Raw genomic sequence first — 17,077 nt, 5'->3', positions numbered from 1 at the left:
TGTGAGATTCTTTTTTTGTTTAATCCGTGGTTAACTCGATTAAGTTACCTTCGGGATCGCTCATTAAAGATTCGTAATAGCCGTCGCCAGTAGTCCGAGGCCCACTGTGTAAGGGATAGCCCGCAGCCACCAAGCGTTGGGTCAGTTCATCTACGGCATCTTTTCCGCCAACGCTTAAAGCCAAGTGACCATAGCCTAAGCGTTCGGCTTGAACTTTGGGCAAGTTTTCCTTGTGGCATAATTCCAAGCGAGCACCGGTGGCAAAGGTTAGAAAGTACGAGCTAAAGCCGGTCTTAGGATTGTGGTAGCATTGGTTGGCGCTAGCCAAAAAATAGGTCTGGTAAAACTCTTTGATTGCTTCTAGGTCATTGACCCAAAGTGCTACGTGTTCGATTTTCATCATAAACACTCCTTTTTCTCTCAGGTCTAGCTAACGTTTGGCTAGGTCCTGAGCTTTTTTTGTATTGGCAAAGTGCAATTTCGCATAGTTCCCTAAAAGGGATAGCCCGCCTTTTTTCAAAAGCTCAGCGGCTACTTGGTCGGATTTGGCCCCGGCACCAGAAGGTAACTGCAGGCCGACTTCTCGGCTGCCTTCTGCTAAAGCTTCTAAAAAGGCGGCTCGGCACAAAATAGAAGCCGCAGCCACTGCCAGATGATACTGCTCTCCTTTGGTGATGAAATAAAGGTTGTCCGTTACGGGATGTTGTTCACCTTGCAAGTATTTACGATAGTTGGCTTCCGGGGTGAACTGGTCGATTAAGATGCCTTCAGGTTTTGTTGGAGCGATTTTTTGCAATAGGAGATAAAGAGCTTGATTGTGCAAGGCAACTTTCATGTGCACTGCATTGTAGCGAGGCTGGACTTGATTATACTTAGCCGGGGTGACCACTAGTTTTTGAGCGGGAACTAGTTTTTCGATTTGTGGGGCCAACTGTTTGATTTGCACATCTGTCAGCATCTTGGAATCTTTGACACCGAGTTTTTGCAAGGCTGTTAAGTGTTCTTTTGCTGCATAGACGGCACAGACAACCAATGGACCAAAGTAACTGCCGTTGCCCACTTCATCGGAACCAATCACACTCCAATTGGCAAAGCCTGATGGGAGTAGGCCGGTTTTTGGCCCAGCCTTCTTGTTAGTAGCTTTTTTTCCGGGAACTGTCCCCGAGGCTAGCGACTGCCACTGGTGCGCTTCGGTTTCTGCTTGATTGCCTTGAAACATCACTTTGCCCGAGGTATAGGCGGTAATCATCACGCCATTTTTTTTGGCGGCAAAGACCACATAGGGACTTTTGTTAGGAACGAAAAATTGCTGGTAATGTTCTTTAAGAGGGGCTTGTTTGGCTAAGGGGATCGTAAGGACGGTTTGGGACATGAATCTCTTCCTTTCTGGGATTTCAGGACTAGTGTAGCATAGTTTCTGCTAGGAAGAAAAAATTGCCCCCAGAAATTTCTAAGAATCTTGTAGACAATGAGATAAACGTGGAAATTCTGGCGGTTTTATCCTATAATGGTTAGGAGTTTTCCCACAGAAAATGGGGAACAGGTACTTTGACAGGAAACGAGGGGGACAGGTCATGCCTGCAGCAAAAAAAAGATACAAGGCAGTCATCAATAATCAGACCTATACCATCATTGGCCATGAATCAAGTCAACACATGGATATGGTGACGAAGCTGGTAAACGATCAGTTGAAAGAAATCAAAGGACTGTCTGCCTCAATCAATACAGAAGAAGCAGCAATTCTTTTGGCTATCAATGCCATTAGCGATCAATTAAAAAAACAAGAAGAATTGTTGAAACTGCAAAAGAAAAATCGGGAATTAAAAGCACAAGCGCAAAAGGCTAACGAGCTAGCCAATCGCTTGAAGCGCATTGAAGCAATCGAAACCGAAGCCAAGCAAGTCTTGGAACAAACCGGTCGCAGTGATGTGGTGATTCACAATCATTTAGAAGCGCAACAGATTTTAAACGAGCATCGGAAGCAAGAAATCAAAGGACGAGTACCGCAAGATACTTGAGCATTTGAGCAGTAGCGGATGCGAGAAAGGAACGTTGTATGTTTGGTTTAGTTATTTTTTTGCTTCTGGCAATCGCCTTTTATGTCGGGGGTAGACGAGGAGCACCCTTGCAATTGGCGTATTCTGGCGGGTATTTGCTGGCCTTTTTTGTTGCCTGGGCGAATTATCAAGAGTTAGCGAAGAAAATCGAGTTGTATATCCCCTATCTATCCGTGAGTCAGGATTCGAAGATGGTCTTCTTCACCCAAGAACAGTCCTTGGATTTGGACAAGGCGTATTACGCCGCAGTGGCTTTTTTGATCATTTTGTTTATCGGCTGGTTAGTGGTGAAATTTCTCGGAATTTTTCTGTACAATCTACGCTTTAAGCGCATAACCGAGGACAAAGACTGGCTTATTAGTGGTTTATTGAGTCTAGTGACTACTTATTTGGTGATTTTCATGTTGTTGTACGTGTTGTCCATGATTCCTCTGGCCACGGTGCAAAACCTTTTTCGCAACAGCGGAGTGGCCAAAGCCATTGTGGAACACTCCCCAATATTTAGCAATTTCTTTGAAAAAATCTGGATTACAAATATCCTTTCATAGTTTTACTAATAGGGACGGGACAGATGCGCTGACAGTTTTTGGCGGCAGGCTTTGTTCCGGGCCCTTTTTTCACGAAATCAAACAGGTAGGTGAAGGAATATGAACGAACGAATTTTACAAACTTTAGAGTTTGCGGCAGTTAAAAATAAAATCGCCAATCATTTGGTGACAGAACCGGGGAAAGAAATCCTAGCGACTTTAGTTCCCACAGCAGACCACGAGACGGTGAGTCAGTGGTTAGCGGAAACAGAAGATGGCTTGAAGATTCAACGCCTTCGCGGGGGCATCCCCATTCCCAAGATTGAAAACATCCGACCGCAGATGAAACGTATCGAAATCGGGGCCGATTTAAATGGCAGCGAGTTGGCTCAAGTCACGCGGGTGCTGACCACCACTAGTGAAGTGGAGCGCTTTTTTGAGGATTTAGCAGATAGTGAGATCGAACTTTTGCGTCTGTATCAATGGCAAAAGCAATTGGTCAATCTACCAGAGCTTACCCGCCAATTAAAGACGGCTATTGACGAAGATGGTCGGGTAACGGACGATGCCTCACCAGAATTGCGAACCATCCGCAACAATATCCGCCGTAGCGAACAGACGATCAGAGAACAGTTGGATGGCTTGATCCGTGGCGGCAATGCCAAGTATTTAAGCGACACCATCGTTACCATGCGAAACGACCGCTACGTGATTCCAGTGAAACAAGAGTACCGGGGAGTCTTCGGTGGGGTGGTACACGATCAAAGTGCGTCCGGCCAGACATTGTTTATTGAACCAAAACAAATCGTTGACTCGAACAATCGGCTGCGTAGCCATCAGATTGCGGAACGCAGTGAGATTGAACGGATTTTGGCAGAACTTTCCGCCGCTTTGGTACCTCACCGCAGAGACATCTTGCACAATGCCACCGTTATCGGGCATTTGGACTTTATTAACGGCAAGGCCCGCTTCGGAAAAGAATTAAAATGCGTGGTGCCACAAATCAGTCCGGAAAACCACGTGGCCTTCTTCTCCGCTCGCCATCCCTTGATTGATCAAGAAAAAGTCGTGGCCAATGACATTTTGATTGGCAAGGACTATCAAGCGGTCGTCATCACCGGGCCAAATACCGGTGGGAAGACGATTACTTTGAAAACACTGGGACTTTTGCAATTAATGGGGCAGTCCGGCTTGCCGCTACCTGTAGCAGAAGAGAGTACCATGGGGATTTTCCGGGAAGTTTTTGCGGATATCGGGGATGAACAGTCCATTGAGCAAAATCTCTCTACTTTCTCTTCTCATATGACGAATATCGTATCGATTTTGGACAAAGTGGATGATCAAAGCTTGATTCTTTTTGACGAATTAGGCGCTGGTACCGATCCCCAAGAAGGGGCGGCCTTGGCCATTGCCATCTTGGATGAAGTGGGAGCTCGTTCGGCTTATGTAATGGCTACCACCCATTATCCAGAACTAAAAGTTTACGGCTACAATCGTCCGAACACGATCAATGCTTCCATGGAGTTTGACGTGGATACCTTGAGTCCCACATTCCGCTTATTAATCGGTGTGCCTGGGCGGTCCAATGCCTTTGAAATCTCCAAACGTCTGGGCTTAAACCCTCAGATCATCGATTCCGCTAAAGCGATTATCGATGGGGAAAGCCAAGACTTAAACGAAATGATTGCCGACCTTGAAAACCGCCGTAAAATGACGGAAACGGAATACTTGGAACTGCGACATCATGTGAAAGAAGCCGAAAAACTGCACAAGGACTTGGAAGAGGCGTATACCTATTTCTTTGATGAACGAGAAAAAGAAATGAGCAAAGCCAAGCACAAGGCCAATCAGTTAGTGGCAGAAGCACAAGAAGAAGCAGAAGGCATCATCCGGGACTTGCGTAACTTGCAACTTTCTGGGGGCCAGACGAAGGTGAAAGAGCACGAACTGATTGATGCCAAAAGTCGGTTAAGTGATTTGCACCAAGAAGAGCACTTGCAAAAGAATAAGGTCTTGAAAAAAGCCAAAGAAGCGAAGAAACTCAAAGCCGGGGATGAAGTCTTGGTGACTTCTTACGGACAACGGGGGACGTTAATTAAGAAAATTGGCCAAGACCAGTGGCAAGTGCAACTGGGGATTTTGAAGATGACCTTGCCAGAGGCCGACTTGCAGTCTGTGGCACCGGTCAAAGAACCCCAAAGTCGAATTGTTAACACTTTGCGTTCAGGGAGTGACTCCCATGTCGCTACCCAACTAGACCTTAGAGGCAAGCGGTACGAAGAAGCCTTGAATGAAGTCGATCAATACTTGGATGCGGCGATTCTAGCGGGATATCCACAAGTGACCATCGTCCACGGAAAAGGTACCGGGGCACTGCGTCAAGGTATCACGGAGTATTTAAAGAACCATCGCAGTGTGGCGAGCTTCGCCTTTGCACCGGCAAATCAAGGGGGGAATGGCGCTACCATCGTCAAGTTTAAATAACGTTTTTGAGGATTTTGAACTTCTTTTGGAAATCTTACAAAACGTAAGCAATAAAATTTTCAATCTATACAATGCGTGTTATAATCGCTTTAGAAATGAATTGGAGGTTTTTTCATGTCAAAAGCAATAACAGATACTACATTTTCTACAGAAACAGACAATGGATTGGTACTCATCGACTTTTGGGCAACTTGGTGTGGACCTTGTCGTATGCAAGCCCCGATTTTAGACCAATTAGGCAATGAGTACGAAGAAGACGAATTAAAAATCGTCAAAATGGACGTGGATGAAAATCCTGAAACCCCAAGTCAATTTGGGATCATGTCCATCCCTACTTTGTTGTTGAAAAAAGACGGCCAAGTAGTGGAAAAGGTTGTCGGTGTTCATACAAAAGAACAATTGGAACAACTGATCAAACCTTACTTATAAAATGAAATCTGCTAGTTGACTAGCAGCATAGCAATGCCTGAGCCCGGTTTTTTCTTCTTTTGAGAAGAAGAGGCCGGGCTGGGTGTTTGTGCTCTTACGTGAAAGGAGGTCCTCTGGTGAACGAACGCATAAAAAACAAACTGGCACTCTTGCCGGATCAGCCGGGTTGCTATCTGATGAAGGATAAAAACGGAACGATTATTTATGTGGGGAAAGCCAAGATCTTAAAGAATCGAGTACGCTCTTATTTTACCGGTAGTCATGATACGAAGACGGAACGCTTAGTTTCGGAAATTGTCGATTTTGAATACATTGTCACCGAGTCCAATATCGAAGCGTTGTTATTGGAAATCAACTTGATTAAGAAGAATGATCCAAAATACAACATCATGTTGAAAGACGACAAAACCTATCCTTTCATCAAAATCACCAACGAGGAATATCCGCGCTTATTGATTACCCGGAAAGTCTTGAAAGACAAGGCTTATTACTTTGGACCGTATCCCGATGTTGGGGCGGCGAATGAGACCAAGAAACTTTTGGACCGCTTGTTTCCTTTACGAAAGTGCAAGGTTTTGCCCAAAGAAGTTTGTCTATACTACCACATGGGCCAGTGCTTGGCCCCCTGTGTCTTCCAGATTCCTAAAGATACCTATCCTAAGATGGTGAAGGAAATCAAACAGTTTTTAAATGGTGGGCACAGTGAGATTCAAGCGGAGCTGACTCAAAAGATGGAAACTGCTGCGGCGGAGATGAACTTCGAGCAGGCGGCGGAATATCGTGACCAAATTCGCGCCATTGAAACCGTAATGACCAGACAAAAGATGACCCAAGCGGATCAAATGGACCGGGATGTCTTTGGCTATGCGGTGGACAAAGGCTGGATGTGTGTCCAAGTTTTCTTCGTTCGCCAAGGAAAACTTATTGAACGAGACGTGTCGCTGTTTCCTTTCTATAATGAAGCTCCCGAGGATTTCTTGACGTATATCGGTCAGTTTTACCAAGAAAATCAGCACTTTATTCCTAAAGAGGTGCTGATTCCCGACGACATCGACCAAGAGTCTGTGGAGGCTTTGTTGGATACGAAAGTCTTGCAACCAAAACGGGGAGAAAAGAAGAAGCTAGTGGACTTGGCCGGGAAAAACGCCCGAGTAGCCCTACAAGAGAAGTTCCAGTTGATTCAGCGCAAGGAAGAACGAACGATTGGGGCCGTGGAAAAACTGGGGAATGCTATGAATATCCCGACGCCAGTCCGCATCGAATCCTTTGATAACTCGAATATTCAAGGATCGGACCCCGTGTCCGCCATGGTGGTCTTTATCGATGGTCGCCCGGCGAAAAACGAATACCGGAAATACAAGATTAAAACGGTCAAAGGGCCAGATGACTATGCGTCCATGCGGGAAGTTATCTACCGTCGTTACTCCCGGGTTTTGAAGGAAGGTTTGGCTTTTCCTGACCTAATCGTAATCGATGGGGGCAAAGGACAAGTGGATGTGGCTCGAGACGTCTTGGAAAATCAGCTGGGCCTGGATATTCCGATTGCCGGTTTGGCGAAAAACGACAAGCACAAGACGAGCGAGCTGTTGTTCGGACCGGACCTAGACGTGATTGACTTGGAGCGCAATTCCCCGGAATTCTTCTTACTGCAACGTATTCAAGATGAAGTCCATCGCTTTGCCATTACCTTCCACCGTCAACTACGGAGTAAAAACAGCTTTTCTTCTAAACTGGATGGTGTACCGGGTCTGGGGCCGAAGCGTAAAAAGCTTTTGCTAAAAGAGTTTAAATCTTTGAAAAACATCCAACAGGCCACGCTAGAGGAAATTCATCAGTTAGGGATTCCACTACCTGTGGCCGAAGCGGTGAAAGAAGTATTGGCACCAGAGGATAAAAAGTCTTCTAAGGCTGACCAAAAAGCCCAAGACAGTCAAAAAGAATAAACAGGTTTAGCGTTAACTAATGAGAAGTCCGCCCTTTTGGTGGACTTCTCTTTTGGTGGCAGAATTTCATGAGAAAAGTTGACGATTGTTATTTTTTTGGAGGCGTGTAAGGTGGGCGGTTTTCTGGAAGGTCTGCTTTGACTTTGATGAGGAAGGGGTTATTTCCCTCTCATTTGGCTAAAAGGTCCTTGTTTAAGGGGAAAAAGTTCTAAAAAGAGATAGCTACACCAAAAGGGTTTTGTTATAATAAGCGCAAATATGAATTTCAGGAGGATTGATTTTGGGAGAATACGGACTTGCTACCTTAGCTTTTGGCTTAGGGATGTTGGCGGTGTTGATTGTAGTTATCAGTCATTACCACAATCAGAAAAAAATCATGGAATTAACCCAACGGCTACAAGAAGCTAAGCGGGCACAAGAAAAACAAGTTACTTTAGTAAGCGACAGTGTGAACAATCTGCGGCGGGATTTATTACGGGAATGCCAAGACTTTACAGCTCAAGAAACCCAGAGTTTTAAAGACGGCATCAGCCAAAGCTTGAGGGAAGAAAAAGCCCTAGTGGATCAAATGAACCAGGACTTGCTACAACTGCAAGAAAAGATGGCGGCAGAATTCAGCGGAATGTTGGAATGGCGCCAAGATTTAGAAGTTACCATGAATACTCAGGCGGAAAATCAAGGGGTATTCGTGGAACATGTGCACAATCAATTGGAAAATTTTGCGAAACAAAGTTTGACGCTTCCAGATCAATTGGATGCTATTTCCGGCAAATTGGAGCGCATCAGACAATTGAAAGGGGAGTTAGCGACACTGACGCAACCGATTCAGCTAGATGCTTGGAAAGAACCCTCTCCCTTTGAAAGAGCAAACGATGCAGTGTAATAAATAAGTAAGGAAAAAAGCTGAGCTAAGGCTCGGCTTTTTTGTTTGCTAATAACAACTGACGGAATAACCCTAATTCAAGAAAATAGAGTAACTGGATAGAAAAAGCCATCTGTCTTCGTATAATAAGTGTAAGGATGAAAAAGGGGTCTTTTTTAGGGGAGGTGTCATGTTGGATAGGGAATTGATTGAAGAACTCAAAGCGCGTAATTTCGAGGCTTTGGAACATTTGATTACCGAGTATGGGGAGGCCATTATTCGGACGGTTCACGCTATTTTATGTGAAAGCCATGAGCAGAGTGAATGGGAAGCGGTGGAAAATACGATTTTTTATACAATCTGGGAAAAAATTGGTGATTTTGACCCCAAAAAGGCTTCTTTTATTACCTGGCTGTTGATGATTGCTCGCAGTAAAGCAATCGATCAAAAACGAAAGCTGGCTAGAGACTACCATGAGGATGATGGGGAAAAATTAAATAAACTTGCAGATCAAGAGGATGATCCCTTAGCCCAAGAGACTTTTCTTGAATTGGTAGATTGCTTAAGCCAAGAAGATCAGCAAATTTTTCTTCTTTATTATTTTTATCAAGTTTCCCCAAAGGATATCGCCAAGACTTTATCTTTTGAACAGTCCCAGGTCTACAATCGGCTCTCCCGAGGACGGAGTAAATTGAGACAGAAATTTGCAGAAAGGAGTGATTCTTTTGGGTTTTAAAGAAGTTGTTTATCAGGAAAATCAGCGCTTGGGTAAGCTGATGGATGAAGCACAAGTGCAGAGCCTTTATCAAAGAAGCAAATATTATATATTGATGCAAGAAATCAAGGCCAAGCTAACGCCCCAATTGCCGGCAGACGAACCGATTTTGGCGTATTTGCCACTGAACAATACCGATAATACCGCTTTGATGAATACAGGAATCAACGGGCTGGCTTACGCGCGCTCCAAAGCCGCTCGGGAGTATGTGGAGAAGTTTCACGATACCCGAGGCAACCGTCTGATGGTCTTTACCAATCGGCAAATTCTTTTTTTAGTAGTCGTTGATTTCTTGGAAGACAATCAGTATTTCAGCTATCCTTATAGCAGTCTCCAGTCCATCTTTGTGGAAAAATATCAACGAAATTACTTTGATGAAAAATTCCACAGACAAAGGTTTACTTGCTACTTTGTCGATTTTCAGTCGGAAGCCCATGTTTTTATTGAGGCCTTAAGTGAGCAAGATTATCAGGAGTTTTGCCGGATTAAGGAGCAGATTTCCGCTTTTGCCGCAGTGCCCAAGAGCAATCACGTCCAACGAAACAGCCGGATTGATCGCGTTCTTAATAAAATCGGCGCTACCGCTGTTTGGTGGATCAACATCCCTTTTTTCCTCTTGTTGGTCTATTTGATTTGGCGTTTACTCAGTGTCAAATAATCGCGATTTGTGTCTGAGAAAAAAATTGAGAAAAGCTGGGCTAAGGCTCGGCTTTTTTTGTTTGCCAAAACATGGGCAGAAAAAATTTTCAGTCAATTTTGCCTTAAACTAGGGATATTTGCTACAATAAGGGAGTACTTTTCATAACACATTTTTGTGGGGGAGTGCTTATTTGAAAAAAGGGGAGTGTTAGCATGTTACAAGTGGAGCACTTGGAGAAATCTTTTGGGGACTATCGAGCGGTAGCAGATCTTTCCTTTGAGATCCAAGACGGGAGCATCATGGGGCTGATTGGTCAAAATGGTGCAGGGAAAACCACTACTTTCCGGCTGATTATGGATTTTTTGAAGCCGGATCAAGGAACGGTTTTGTGGAATGGACAACCGATTAGCGCTAAGGAATACAATTTGATTGGCTATTTACCGGAAGAACGGGGCCTCTATCCGAAAGTCAGCATTGAAGAGCAGCTGGTCTTTTTTGCCGAATTACGAGGCAAGACACGAAAAGAAATCTTACCAAAGATCGATGAATGGATGGAAAAATTTCAAGTCAAAGGCAAGAAAACTGACAAAGTAAAATCCTTATCAAAAGGGAATCAACAAAAAGTCCAGTTGATCGCGACCTTGATTCATGAGCCAAAATTGGTTATTTTGGACGAGCCTTTCAGTGGATTGGATCCTGTGAATGCCGAGCTATTAAAAGACGGCATCCTTCAATTGAAGCGACAAGGTTCTTGCGTTATCTTTTCTTCTCACAACATGGACAATGTGGAAAAAATTTGTGACCACTTAATCATGTTAAACAATGGTCAGACGGTCTTAAAAGGGAAGGTTCACGATATCCGGGAATCTTTCGGTCGTACGAAACTCTTTTTAGATGCCGGGCTTCCTGAGGCTGAATTAGAAGCGGTAGCGGGTGTCAAACAAGTGTCAACGAGAGAAGACGGCAGCTTGGAATTGACCCTTTCAGATTCCAAAGCCGGAGAAGAAATCTTTATGCGAGCAACGCAAGATGGCTATATTCCCATGTTTAATCAGCAGCCGCCGACTTTGGAAGAAATTTTTAAGATGAAAGCGGGGAAGCATCATGAGTAAATTTTGGGTGATTGCCGGAGATGTATACAAGAAAAATGTCAAATCCGCGAGCTTTGCGATTTTGATTTTGGCTCCCTTTTTGTTTGGCGTCTTTTTCTGGTTTATCAATAATTTAGCCGGAGACAGTGATTTAAATAAAATCGGGGTTTTTAGTGAAAATGCTCAGGTGGCAGAAAGTTTTACTCAGTTGGACAATGAGGAGTACCAGTTTGTCACTTTGAAAAGTGAGGCTGCTGGAGAAAAGCAACTGGAAAAAGAAGACATTGATGCTTATCTAGTCTTAGCTTTGGAGGAAGAACAAGTCAAAGGGACGATTTACGCGGAGTCTTCCGTGGGGACGACCTTACAGATGACCTTACAGCAGATGCTCAACAGCATGCAACGAAGTCTTCGGGCGCAAACCCTGGGCTTAAGTCCTGAAAAAGTGACACAGCTAGATGAGCCGGCTAGCTTTACCACCCAAAAGGTGAGCTTCGATGCAGCGGGCAAGATGGAAGACAAGGATGATTACAGCAATATCCAAAGCATGGTGGCCATGGTGGCGACGATTTTGCTCTTGGTGTTTATCATGACCTATGCTAGTATCATCGCTCAGGAGATTGCCTCGGAAAAAGGCACCCGGATCATGGAAATCATTCTTTCCAGTACCAAAGCCCAGACTCATTATTATGGGAAATTAGTAGGGGTTCTGTTGGTGGCCTTGACGCAAATGGTGATTTACGGATTGATGATTGTCTTTGGCTGGCAGAAGTTTAAAGATATGGAAATGGTTCAAAGTGTGATTGGGGACTTGTCCATTGAAAAAGTCTTTGGGCCTTTCTTAATCTTCACCGTGATTTTCGTCTTACTAGGGATTTTGATTTATTCTGTATTGGCGGCGCTCTGTGGTTCATTGGTCAACAAAGCAGAAGATACAGCCAAAGCCATCGTGCCGGTGACGTACTTGTCCATGGCGGGCTACTTTATCGCTTATCTTTTAGGATTAATGGATCCTCACAGTGCAGTCTTGAAGGTCACGTCTTACATTCCGTTCTTTTCGAGTTTCTCTATGCCGGTGCGCTTAGCTTCCGATACGGCGACGATTGGCAATGGGATTGTGTCTGTGGTCATCTTACTTGTGGTGACTTTGGGGATGATGTTTCTTTCGGCCGGTTTGTACAAATCCAATGTCTTGGTTTACAACGACAATGGGGTTTGGGCGGCTTTGAAACAGTCTTGGACGCTTTTCCGTAGCGAACAAAAATAAAAAAATGCCAAGGTTTCCTCCATTGGGAGAGGACCTTGGCATTTTTTAGTTACAAAGAGTGAACAAAATAATCAAACAAACCTTGCTCTGTAGCAATGGTCTCACAAGCTAGTTCCGGATGCCACTGGACGCCCAACAGTCGCCGGTTTTGGTCTTCAATGCCTTCAATTACCCCATCTGGTGCCGTAGCTGTAACGGTTAAGCCACTGCCTAGGCGATGGATGGTTTGATGGTGGAAAGAATTGACTTGATAGCTGGCTGGCAAAAGAGTACGCAGTAGACTATCCTCATTGATCATCACCGGATGTGTGGGCTGAGCAAAAGGTGTGGGAAATTGATCATGTTTCAAAGTGTTTTCTTCTCGTAAGGACAAGTCTTGTACTAAGCTCCCGCCTAAAGCCACATTCAACAACTGCATCCCGCGACAAATCGCGAAAATCGGCTTGCCTTGTTCGAGGGCTGCCGCAATCAATGCCAGTTCGAAATGATCCCGTGGGACATCTAGGGCCTTGAGCTGTGCTTGGGGCAGTGCGTGATAGAGTCGAGGATCCACGTCTTGACCACCGGCAAGTAAGAGCTTGTCCACATTTGCCATGTAGGCTGGGGCATCTTCCGGTTCACCCACGGGTAAGACAAAGGGCAGGCCGCCTGCACGAGTGATTCCCGTGACGAAATTTCGCGGGGTGTAACTGAGCCAATGAGTTTCTCCTTCGACCATAGTGCGTTGACTACCGGCAATTCCAATCCGTGGCTTCACGTACATCGCTCCTTGTGTTTATTTTTCCCGAATTACTTCGATCTTGTAGCCATCTGGGTCGACGATAAAGTAATAAGAAGGGCTTGTGCCAGGAAGACCTTTCAGATCCGTTACGGTAAAACCAGCCCCTTGGTGTTTTTCATGCAATGCTTCTAAATCGGGTACTGCAATGGCAATATGACCATAGCCATCCCCTAGATCATACCCTGGGTGGTCGTAGTTGTAAGTCAGTTCCAGTTCATAGTCATCTCCTGGTAAAGAGAGGTACACCAGGGTGAATTTGTTTTCCGGGAAGTCCCGCCGGCGTGTTTCTACAAAATCAAAGGCTTCTTGGTAAAAGTTCAAAGAAGCTTCCAAGTCTTTGACCCGGACACAGGTATGGGCCATTTTCATCTGTCATCATCCTTTCAATTAGCGCAATCAAATCCTACTAGCGCATTACCTTCATCTTACCATAGGGGAGAAAGGATGATAAGAAATCGGCTTTTCCTTGTGCAAACGCCCTCACTTCGGTAAAATATGGAGAAAAGCAATGGTTGGGGGATGTTGGTGTGGTACCAAAATTTGGTGAAAAAGAAGCGGGGAAACCCTATCGCGCACGATACGGTGCATACGTGGTGATTCCTGAAAAAGATCGACAAACAATTGTTTTGGTGCAAGCACCAAATGGCGCGTATTTTTTGCCTGGTGGGGAGATTGAAGCCGGGGAGAATCATCGACAAGCCATTGAACGGGAGATGTTAGAAGAAGTCGGTTTCGTAGTCGTCTTAGGGACTTACTTTGGAGAAGCCGTGGAGTACTTTTACTCCCGGCATCGGGATACCTATTTCGAGCATCCGGGGTATTTTTATGAAGTTACTAGCTATGAAAAAGTGGCTGAGCCAACAGAAACCACGAATACGATTGAATGGCACACGCCCCAAAAAGCGTTACAGCTTTTAAAGCGGGGCAGTCATCGATGGGCCGTGGAACAATGGTTAAAACAGCAATCAGCCAAATAAAAAAGCAAAAAGCCACGACTTCCTTTGGTGAATCCCAAGAAGTAGTGGCTTTTTTAGTTTACATTACAAGACGTATTGCTCCACAACCAAAGCTACGCCGTCTTCGTCGTTTGAGGCGGTCTCCACATCAGCGACTTCTTTTACAATAGGAATCGCATTTTTCATGGCTACGCCAATGCCGGCGTATTCCAACATAGTCAAGTCGTTTTCGTTGTCGCCAATGGCCATGACTTCATCCGAGGTCAATTCCAAATGGCTAGCTAGTTGAGCCAAGCCAACACCTTTACTAGCACCTGGATGAAGGACTTCCAAGTAGAACGGTGCACTTTTGACCACCGTATAGCGCTCTTTGAAATCAGCCGGGATTTGCGCAATCGCCGCATCCAAAATCGCTGGTTCATCGATCATCATCATTTTGATCATTTCCACAGGCTCCGTGATCATTTCATCCGCTGAACGGAATTTAATCGGCATGTGCACCAACCAAGACTCGTGCACAGTGTAAGGGCTGATGTCCCGGTGAGCGGTGTAAATTGCGTCACTGCTGGAAACGTGCAAGTGCACGCCTAGTTTTTGTGCCATGTAGCTGACATCCAAATAATCGTCTTGGCTCAAATGAGCGGAAAAAATTTCTTCTTTCGTACCGACGTTTTGGACTAAAGAGCCATTATAAGTGATCACGTAATCTTCATCGGTAACCAGGCCTAATGCTTCTAATTCCGGTTGCACGCCAGGAAGTGGTCGGCCGGTACACAAAACAATCTTCACGCCTTTATCCCGAGCGGCGATTAAAGTGTTTTTCACCCGCTCCGTTAGTTTGCGTTCAGAATTCACCAAGGTACCATCGATGTCGATGGCAATAAGTCGAATGGACATGTAAAGGTAACTCCTTTTTTTTATTGCGAGATGGCCTTTGCCAAGTTAAACCAAGGCACCATTGTGAATATGGGCGGCGAAGGCTTGATAGGTTTCGCTAAACAAATCATAATTGTTGGAAGAAGTGGGGTCAACCATTTCTTTTGGGAAATAGAAGCGATGATCCCCGGTTTTTTGACCGGCGATAGCGGCGACTAGCTGGCTGACCTTGGATAGTTCCACTAAGCTACCGTCGTTTTGTTGCAATTCAATTTGCGTCCGATGTACCCCGGATTTTGGCCGATAAAAATCGTAAGGCAAATCGTAGCTTGAGTTCACCGCGGTGTAGTAATTCGGATCAAAGCCGACTTCCTCCACTAAATCTTGTAGTGTTTCGATTAAAGGCCATTGGTGCTCTTCATCGAAAGTAGCGGATTTTAGTGGTTTGCGATAGAGCCAACGCTTCGCCAAATCGCTAAGCAAGAGATCTTGCTCGTCTGCCCACTGAATGAAGTAAGTAGTCAAAACCCCATCGTCTAATTTCAAGTAGTCTTCTAGAGTAAATTCTTCCGCTAAAAAGGGAATCAATAATTGAGAATGCAAGGCGAAGATTTCCGGTGTTTCCCGGTACAATTCATGGGCCCGGTCAAGTAAATGCTCTAACATGACTTCCATGCCACGAGAGACTTTGTGGAAATAAACTTGCACGTACATTTGATAGCGGCTGACGATGTAATCTTCCACTGCGTGCATGCCACTGTAACTAAAAGCAATCCCCCCGGCATAAGGGCGAATCACCCGTAAGATTCGGGTCAAATCGAAAGTACCGTATTCCGTCCCCGTGAAGTAAGCATCTCGCAAAAGGTAGTCCATGCGATCGGCATCGATTTGGCTGGAAATCATCTGCACCACTTGAGGATTAGGGTAGTCATGGGTAATCACGCTAGCCACTTGTTCCGGAAAGCCAGGGGCCACCCGATTCAAAATTTGAAAGACTTCTGTTTCAGGGCTGGTGATGATCTCCACGGTGATGGCTTCGTGATCCGTATGGAAGATATGCTCGAAAGTGTGGGAAAAAGGTCCGTGGCCCACATCATGTAAAAGAGCGGCACACAAGGTCACCAGACGTTCTTGGTCATCCCAACCGCCGGGGCCGATTTTTTCCACGGAATAATTGCGAGCGAAGATGTCGCAAATTCGGCGAGCAATTTCGTAAACCCCCAAAGAATGGGCAAAGCGACTGTGCTCGGCTCCATGGAAAGTAAAGGAGTTCGTTCCTAGTTGCTTAATTCGGCGTAAACGTTGGAACTCTTTGGAATTGATCAAGTCCAAGATGACTTGATGCTGCACGTGAATGTAATTGTGCACCGGGTCCCGAAAGACTTTTTCTAAAGGTAGTAATTGTTCTCTATAAGGAATCATTTTTTTGCTCCTTTATGATTTGATTGCGTTGCGCCATGCTGGCCAGACGACTTTCGTAGCGACTGGTGTCTGCTAGTTGATTCAGCCAATCCCGTGAGTCCAGGTGTTTGGCTTTGGGGAAGACAGCACTTAGGCGTTTGATGACTTCTTTTGGGGTCATCCCCGGCAGAAAGTCGGCTAGATTCGCCATGCTAGTCGGGTCCACTGGGGGATAGCCTTGGGTTCCAAAAGCTTCTTTTAAACCCGCTTGATAAAAATTACGAACCAAAACGCCTCGGCCTGGTTGATCTCCATTGACGCTTAAGTACAGCATAATCACCACACCATTTTTAATCCGGCGTTGGGCGATCCCGGCGATTTTTTGTCCTTCAATGCTTAAGTCGAACTCTCCAGGACAATAAGAAGTCGCTACTTCCCCTGTAGTAATCGTCACTTCAGGAAAGGCTTGTTGAATCAAATGATACATTTTTTCGTAGGCTTCATCCGTGGATAGCTTCTGATTCGTCAAAGGCAAAATGAGAGAGACGTTTAAAATTCCCGCATCCGCCACGACGCCCAGACCACCGGAATTGCGGACTACGGGGGTGTAGCCGGTAGCTGGCAAGGTGGCCAAAGCAGCTTGTAGCTGAGGCAGTCGGGTATCTTTCATGCCTAAAATCATCCCTTGGGACAATTGCCAAAAGTGCAGGTAAGGTTGCTCCTGTTGCCCAGAGTCTTCGATTAAGACGTCTGTTAAAGCAAAGGGCGTAAAAAATTCCTGAGTTTGGTAAAGTGGTTGATTCAGTATGTGGATCGATTTCATAAAAAAACTCCTTTATTACTTATGAGGCACCTTTATTATATACGAAATGGTGAAATAAATAACTTATTAACCTCTATGGAAAAGAGATTGTTTGACAAAATCTGAAAATCATTGAACAATAAAGAAAAATGTCGGGGCAATCTCTTGTCAAAGGGTGCCACAAAG

At 45.1% G+C, this 17,077-nt stretch carries 18 protein-coding genes; 11 read left to right on the top strand and 7 right to left on the bottom strand.

The annotated features are described in order from the left end of the window. Window positions 1-19: 19 nt before the first annotated feature. Window positions 20-400 (bottom strand): VOC family protein, encoded by a 381-nt coding sequence (locus tag I579_RS00605; protein WP_010753146.1) that lies wholly within the window; start codon window positions 398-400, stop codon window positions 20-22. 30 nt (window positions 401-430) lie between these two features. Then, window positions 431-1,372 (bottom strand): ribonuclease HIII, encoded by a 942-nt coding sequence (gene rnhC / locus I579_RS00600; RefSeq protein WP_010753147.1) that lies wholly within the window; start codon window positions 1,370-1,372, stop codon window positions 431-433. Window positions 1,373-1,574: 202 nt separating this feature from the next. Between rnhC and zapA the strand changes: the two genes are divergently transcribed. The 10 genes from zapA to I579_RS00550 all read left to right on the top strand — a co-directional run bounded on the left by zapA (window position 1,575) and on the right by I579_RS00550 (window position 12,075). Next, window positions 1,575-2,018, top strand: coding sequence for a cell division protein ZapA (gene zapA / locus I579_RS00595; RefSeq protein ID WP_010753148.1), 444 nt, complete (start codon window positions 1,575-1,577; stop codon window positions 2,016-2,018). 38 nt (window positions 2,019-2,056) lie between these two features. Continuing rightward, window positions 2,057-2,605, top strand: a complete 549-nt coding sequence (locus I579_RS00590; RefSeq protein ID WP_010753149.1) for a CvpA family protein — start codon at window positions 2,057-2,059, stop codon at window positions 2,603-2,605. Window positions 2,606-2,704: 99 nt separating this feature from the next. Further along, on the top strand, window positions 2,705-5,068 hold the full coding sequence (locus tag I579_RS00585) for an endonuclease MutS2 (protein ID WP_010753150.1): 2,364 nt from the start codon (window positions 2,705-2,707) through the stop codon (window positions 5,066-5,068). A gap of 114 nt (window positions 5,069-5,182) precedes the next feature. Beyond that, complete coding sequence (gene trxA, locus I579_RS00580; RefSeq protein WP_010753151.1) at window positions 5,183-5,497, top strand: thioredoxin; 315 nt, start codon at window positions 5,183-5,185, stop codon at window positions 5,495-5,497. Window positions 5,498-5,613: 116 nt separating this feature from the next. Next, entirely contained in the window at window positions 5,614-7,440 is a 1,827-nt protein-coding gene (gene uvrC, locus I579_RS00575) for an excinuclease ABC subunit UvrC (RefSeq protein ID WP_010753152.1), read from the top strand. 280 nt (window positions 7,441-7,720) lie between these two features. Continuing rightward, window positions 7,721-8,323, top strand: a complete 603-nt coding sequence (locus I579_RS00570; protein ID WP_010753153.1) for a hypothetical protein — start codon at window positions 7,721-7,723, stop codon at window positions 8,321-8,323. Between the two features lie 169 nt (window positions 8,324-8,492). Continuing rightward, window positions 8,493-9,038, top strand: coding sequence for a sigma-70 family RNA polymerase sigma factor (locus I579_RS00565; RefSeq protein WP_010753154.1), 546 nt, complete (start codon window positions 8,493-8,495; stop codon window positions 9,036-9,038). Continuing rightward, a complete protein-coding gene (locus I579_RS12455) occupies window positions 9,028-9,735 on the top strand; it encodes a hypothetical protein (RefSeq protein WP_010753155.1) in 708 nt (235 codons plus the stop codon). Before I579_RS00565 ends, I579_RS12455 begins: the two co-directional genes overlap by 11 nt. A 194-nt stretch (window positions 9,736-9,929) precedes the next feature. Then, the gene (locus tag I579_RS00555; protein ID WP_010753156.1) at window positions 9,930-10,829 is read left to right on the top strand and encodes an ABC transporter ATP-binding protein; all 900 of its coding nucleotides are present in this window, start codon (window positions 9,930-9,932) and stop codon (window positions 10,827-10,829) included. Then, window positions 10,822-12,075, top strand: coding sequence for an ABC transporter permease (locus I579_RS00550; protein WP_010753157.1), 1,254 nt, complete (start codon window positions 10,822-10,824; stop codon window positions 12,073-12,075). Before I579_RS00555 ends, I579_RS00550 begins: the two co-directional genes overlap by 8 nt. 49 nt (window positions 12,076-12,124) lie before the next feature. Here I579_RS00550 and I579_RS00545 read toward each other — a convergent pair whose 3' ends face one another. Together I579_RS00545 and gloA are read right to left on the bottom strand one after the other, a co-directional pair. Next, a complete protein-coding gene (locus I579_RS00545) occupies window positions 12,125-12,832 on the bottom strand; it encodes a gamma-glutamyl-gamma-aminobutyrate hydrolase family protein (protein WP_010753158.1) in 708 nt (235 codons plus the stop codon). An 18-nt stretch (window positions 12,833-12,850) separates the two neighbouring features. After that, window positions 12,851-13,225, bottom strand: coding sequence for a lactoylglutathione lyase (gloA, locus tag I579_RS00540; protein WP_010753159.1), 375 nt, complete (start codon window positions 13,223-13,225; stop codon window positions 12,851-12,853). 158 nt (window positions 13,226-13,383) lie between these two features. On the opposite strand from gloA, the gene I579_RS00535 reads away from it, so the two are divergent. Next, window positions 13,384-13,833, top strand: a complete 450-nt coding sequence (locus tag I579_RS00535) for an NUDIX hydrolase (RefSeq protein WP_010753160.1) — start codon at window positions 13,384-13,386, stop codon at window positions 13,831-13,833. 63 nt (window positions 13,834-13,896) lie between these two features. Here I579_RS00535 and yidA read toward each other — a convergent pair whose 3' ends face one another. The 3 genes from yidA to I579_RS00520 are packed head-to-tail and all read right to left on the bottom strand — an operon-like array spanning window position 13,897 to window position 16,912. Next, the gene (gene yidA / locus I579_RS00530; protein WP_010753161.1) at window positions 13,897-14,709 is read right to left on the bottom strand and encodes a sugar-phosphatase; all 813 of its coding nucleotides are present in this window, start codon (window positions 14,707-14,709) and stop codon (window positions 13,897-13,899) included. Between the two features lie 45 nt (window positions 14,710-14,754). After that, window positions 14,755-16,110: an HD domain-containing protein gene (locus tag I579_RS00525; RefSeq protein ID WP_010753162.1), complete on the bottom strand. Its 1,356-nt coding sequence runs from the start codon at window positions 16,108-16,110 to the stop codon at window positions 14,755-14,757. After that, window positions 16,097-16,912 (bottom strand): lipoate--protein ligase family protein, encoded by an 816-nt coding sequence (locus I579_RS00520; protein WP_010753163.1) that lies wholly within the window; start codon window positions 16,910-16,912, stop codon window positions 16,097-16,099. The genes I579_RS00525 and I579_RS00520 overlap by 14 nt, the downstream gene beginning before the upstream one ends. Window positions 16,913-17,077: the final 165 nt, after the last annotated feature.

The sequence above is a fragment of the Enterococcus asini ATCC 700915 genome (assembly GCF_000407365.1).
Taxonomy (GTDB): domain Bacteria; phylum Bacillota; class Bacilli; order Lactobacillales; family Enterococcaceae; genus Enterococcus_C; species Enterococcus_C asini.
The sequence above is the reverse complement of the archived record's forward strand: the minus strand, read 5'-3'. Positions and strand labels throughout refer to the sequence as shown.

What these genes read in the sequence shown, in the direction of transcription:
- I579_RS00605 (WP_010753146.1), bottom strand. Translation starts at nt 400, where the DNA reads ATGAAAATCGAACACGTAGCACTTTGGGTCAATGACCTAGAAGCAATC.
- rnhC (WP_010753147.1), bottom strand. Translation starts at nt 1,372, where the DNA reads ATGTCCCAAACCGTCCTTACGATCCCCTTAGCCAAACAAGCCCCTCTT.
- zapA (WP_010753148.1), top strand. Translation starts at nt 1,575, where the DNA reads ATGCCTGCAGCAAAAAAAAGATACAAGGCAGTCATCAATAATCAGACC.
- I579_RS00590 (WP_010753149.1), top strand. Translation starts at nt 2,057, where the DNA reads ATGTTTGGTTTAGTTATTTTTTTGCTTCTGGCAATCGCCTTTTATGTC.
- I579_RS00585 (WP_010753150.1), top strand. Translation starts at nt 2,705, where the DNA reads ATGAACGAACGAATTTTACAAACTTTAGAGTTTGCGGCAGTTAAAAAT.
- trxA (WP_010753151.1), top strand. Translation starts at nt 5,183, where the DNA reads ATGTCAAAAGCAATAACAGATACTACATTTTCTACAGAAACAGACAAT.
- I579_RS00565 (WP_010753154.1), top strand. Translation starts at nt 8,493, where the DNA reads ATGTTGGATAGGGAATTGATTGAAGAACTCAAAGCGCGTAATTTCGAG.
- I579_RS00555 (WP_010753156.1), top strand. Translation starts at nt 9,930, where the DNA reads ATGTTACAAGTGGAGCACTTGGAGAAATCTTTTGGGGACTATCGAGCG.
- I579_RS00550 (WP_010753157.1), top strand. Translation starts at nt 10,822, where the DNA reads ATGAGTAAATTTTGGGTGATTGCCGGAGATGTATACAAGAAAAATGTC.
- gloA (WP_010753159.1), bottom strand. Translation starts at nt 13,225, where the DNA reads ATGAAAATGGCCCATACCTGTGTCCGGGTCAAAGACTTGGAAGCTTCT.
- yidA (WP_010753161.1), bottom strand. Translation starts at nt 14,709, where the DNA reads ATGTCCATTCGACTTATTGCCATCGACATCGATGGTACCTTGGTGAAT.
- I579_RS00525 (WP_010753162.1), bottom strand. Translation starts at nt 16,110, where the DNA reads ATGATTCCTTATAGAGAACAATTACTACCTTTAGAAAAAGTCTTTCGG.
- I579_RS00520 (WP_010753163.1), bottom strand. Translation starts at nt 16,912, where the DNA reads ATGAAATCGATCCACATACTGAATCAACCACTTTACCAAACTCAGGAA.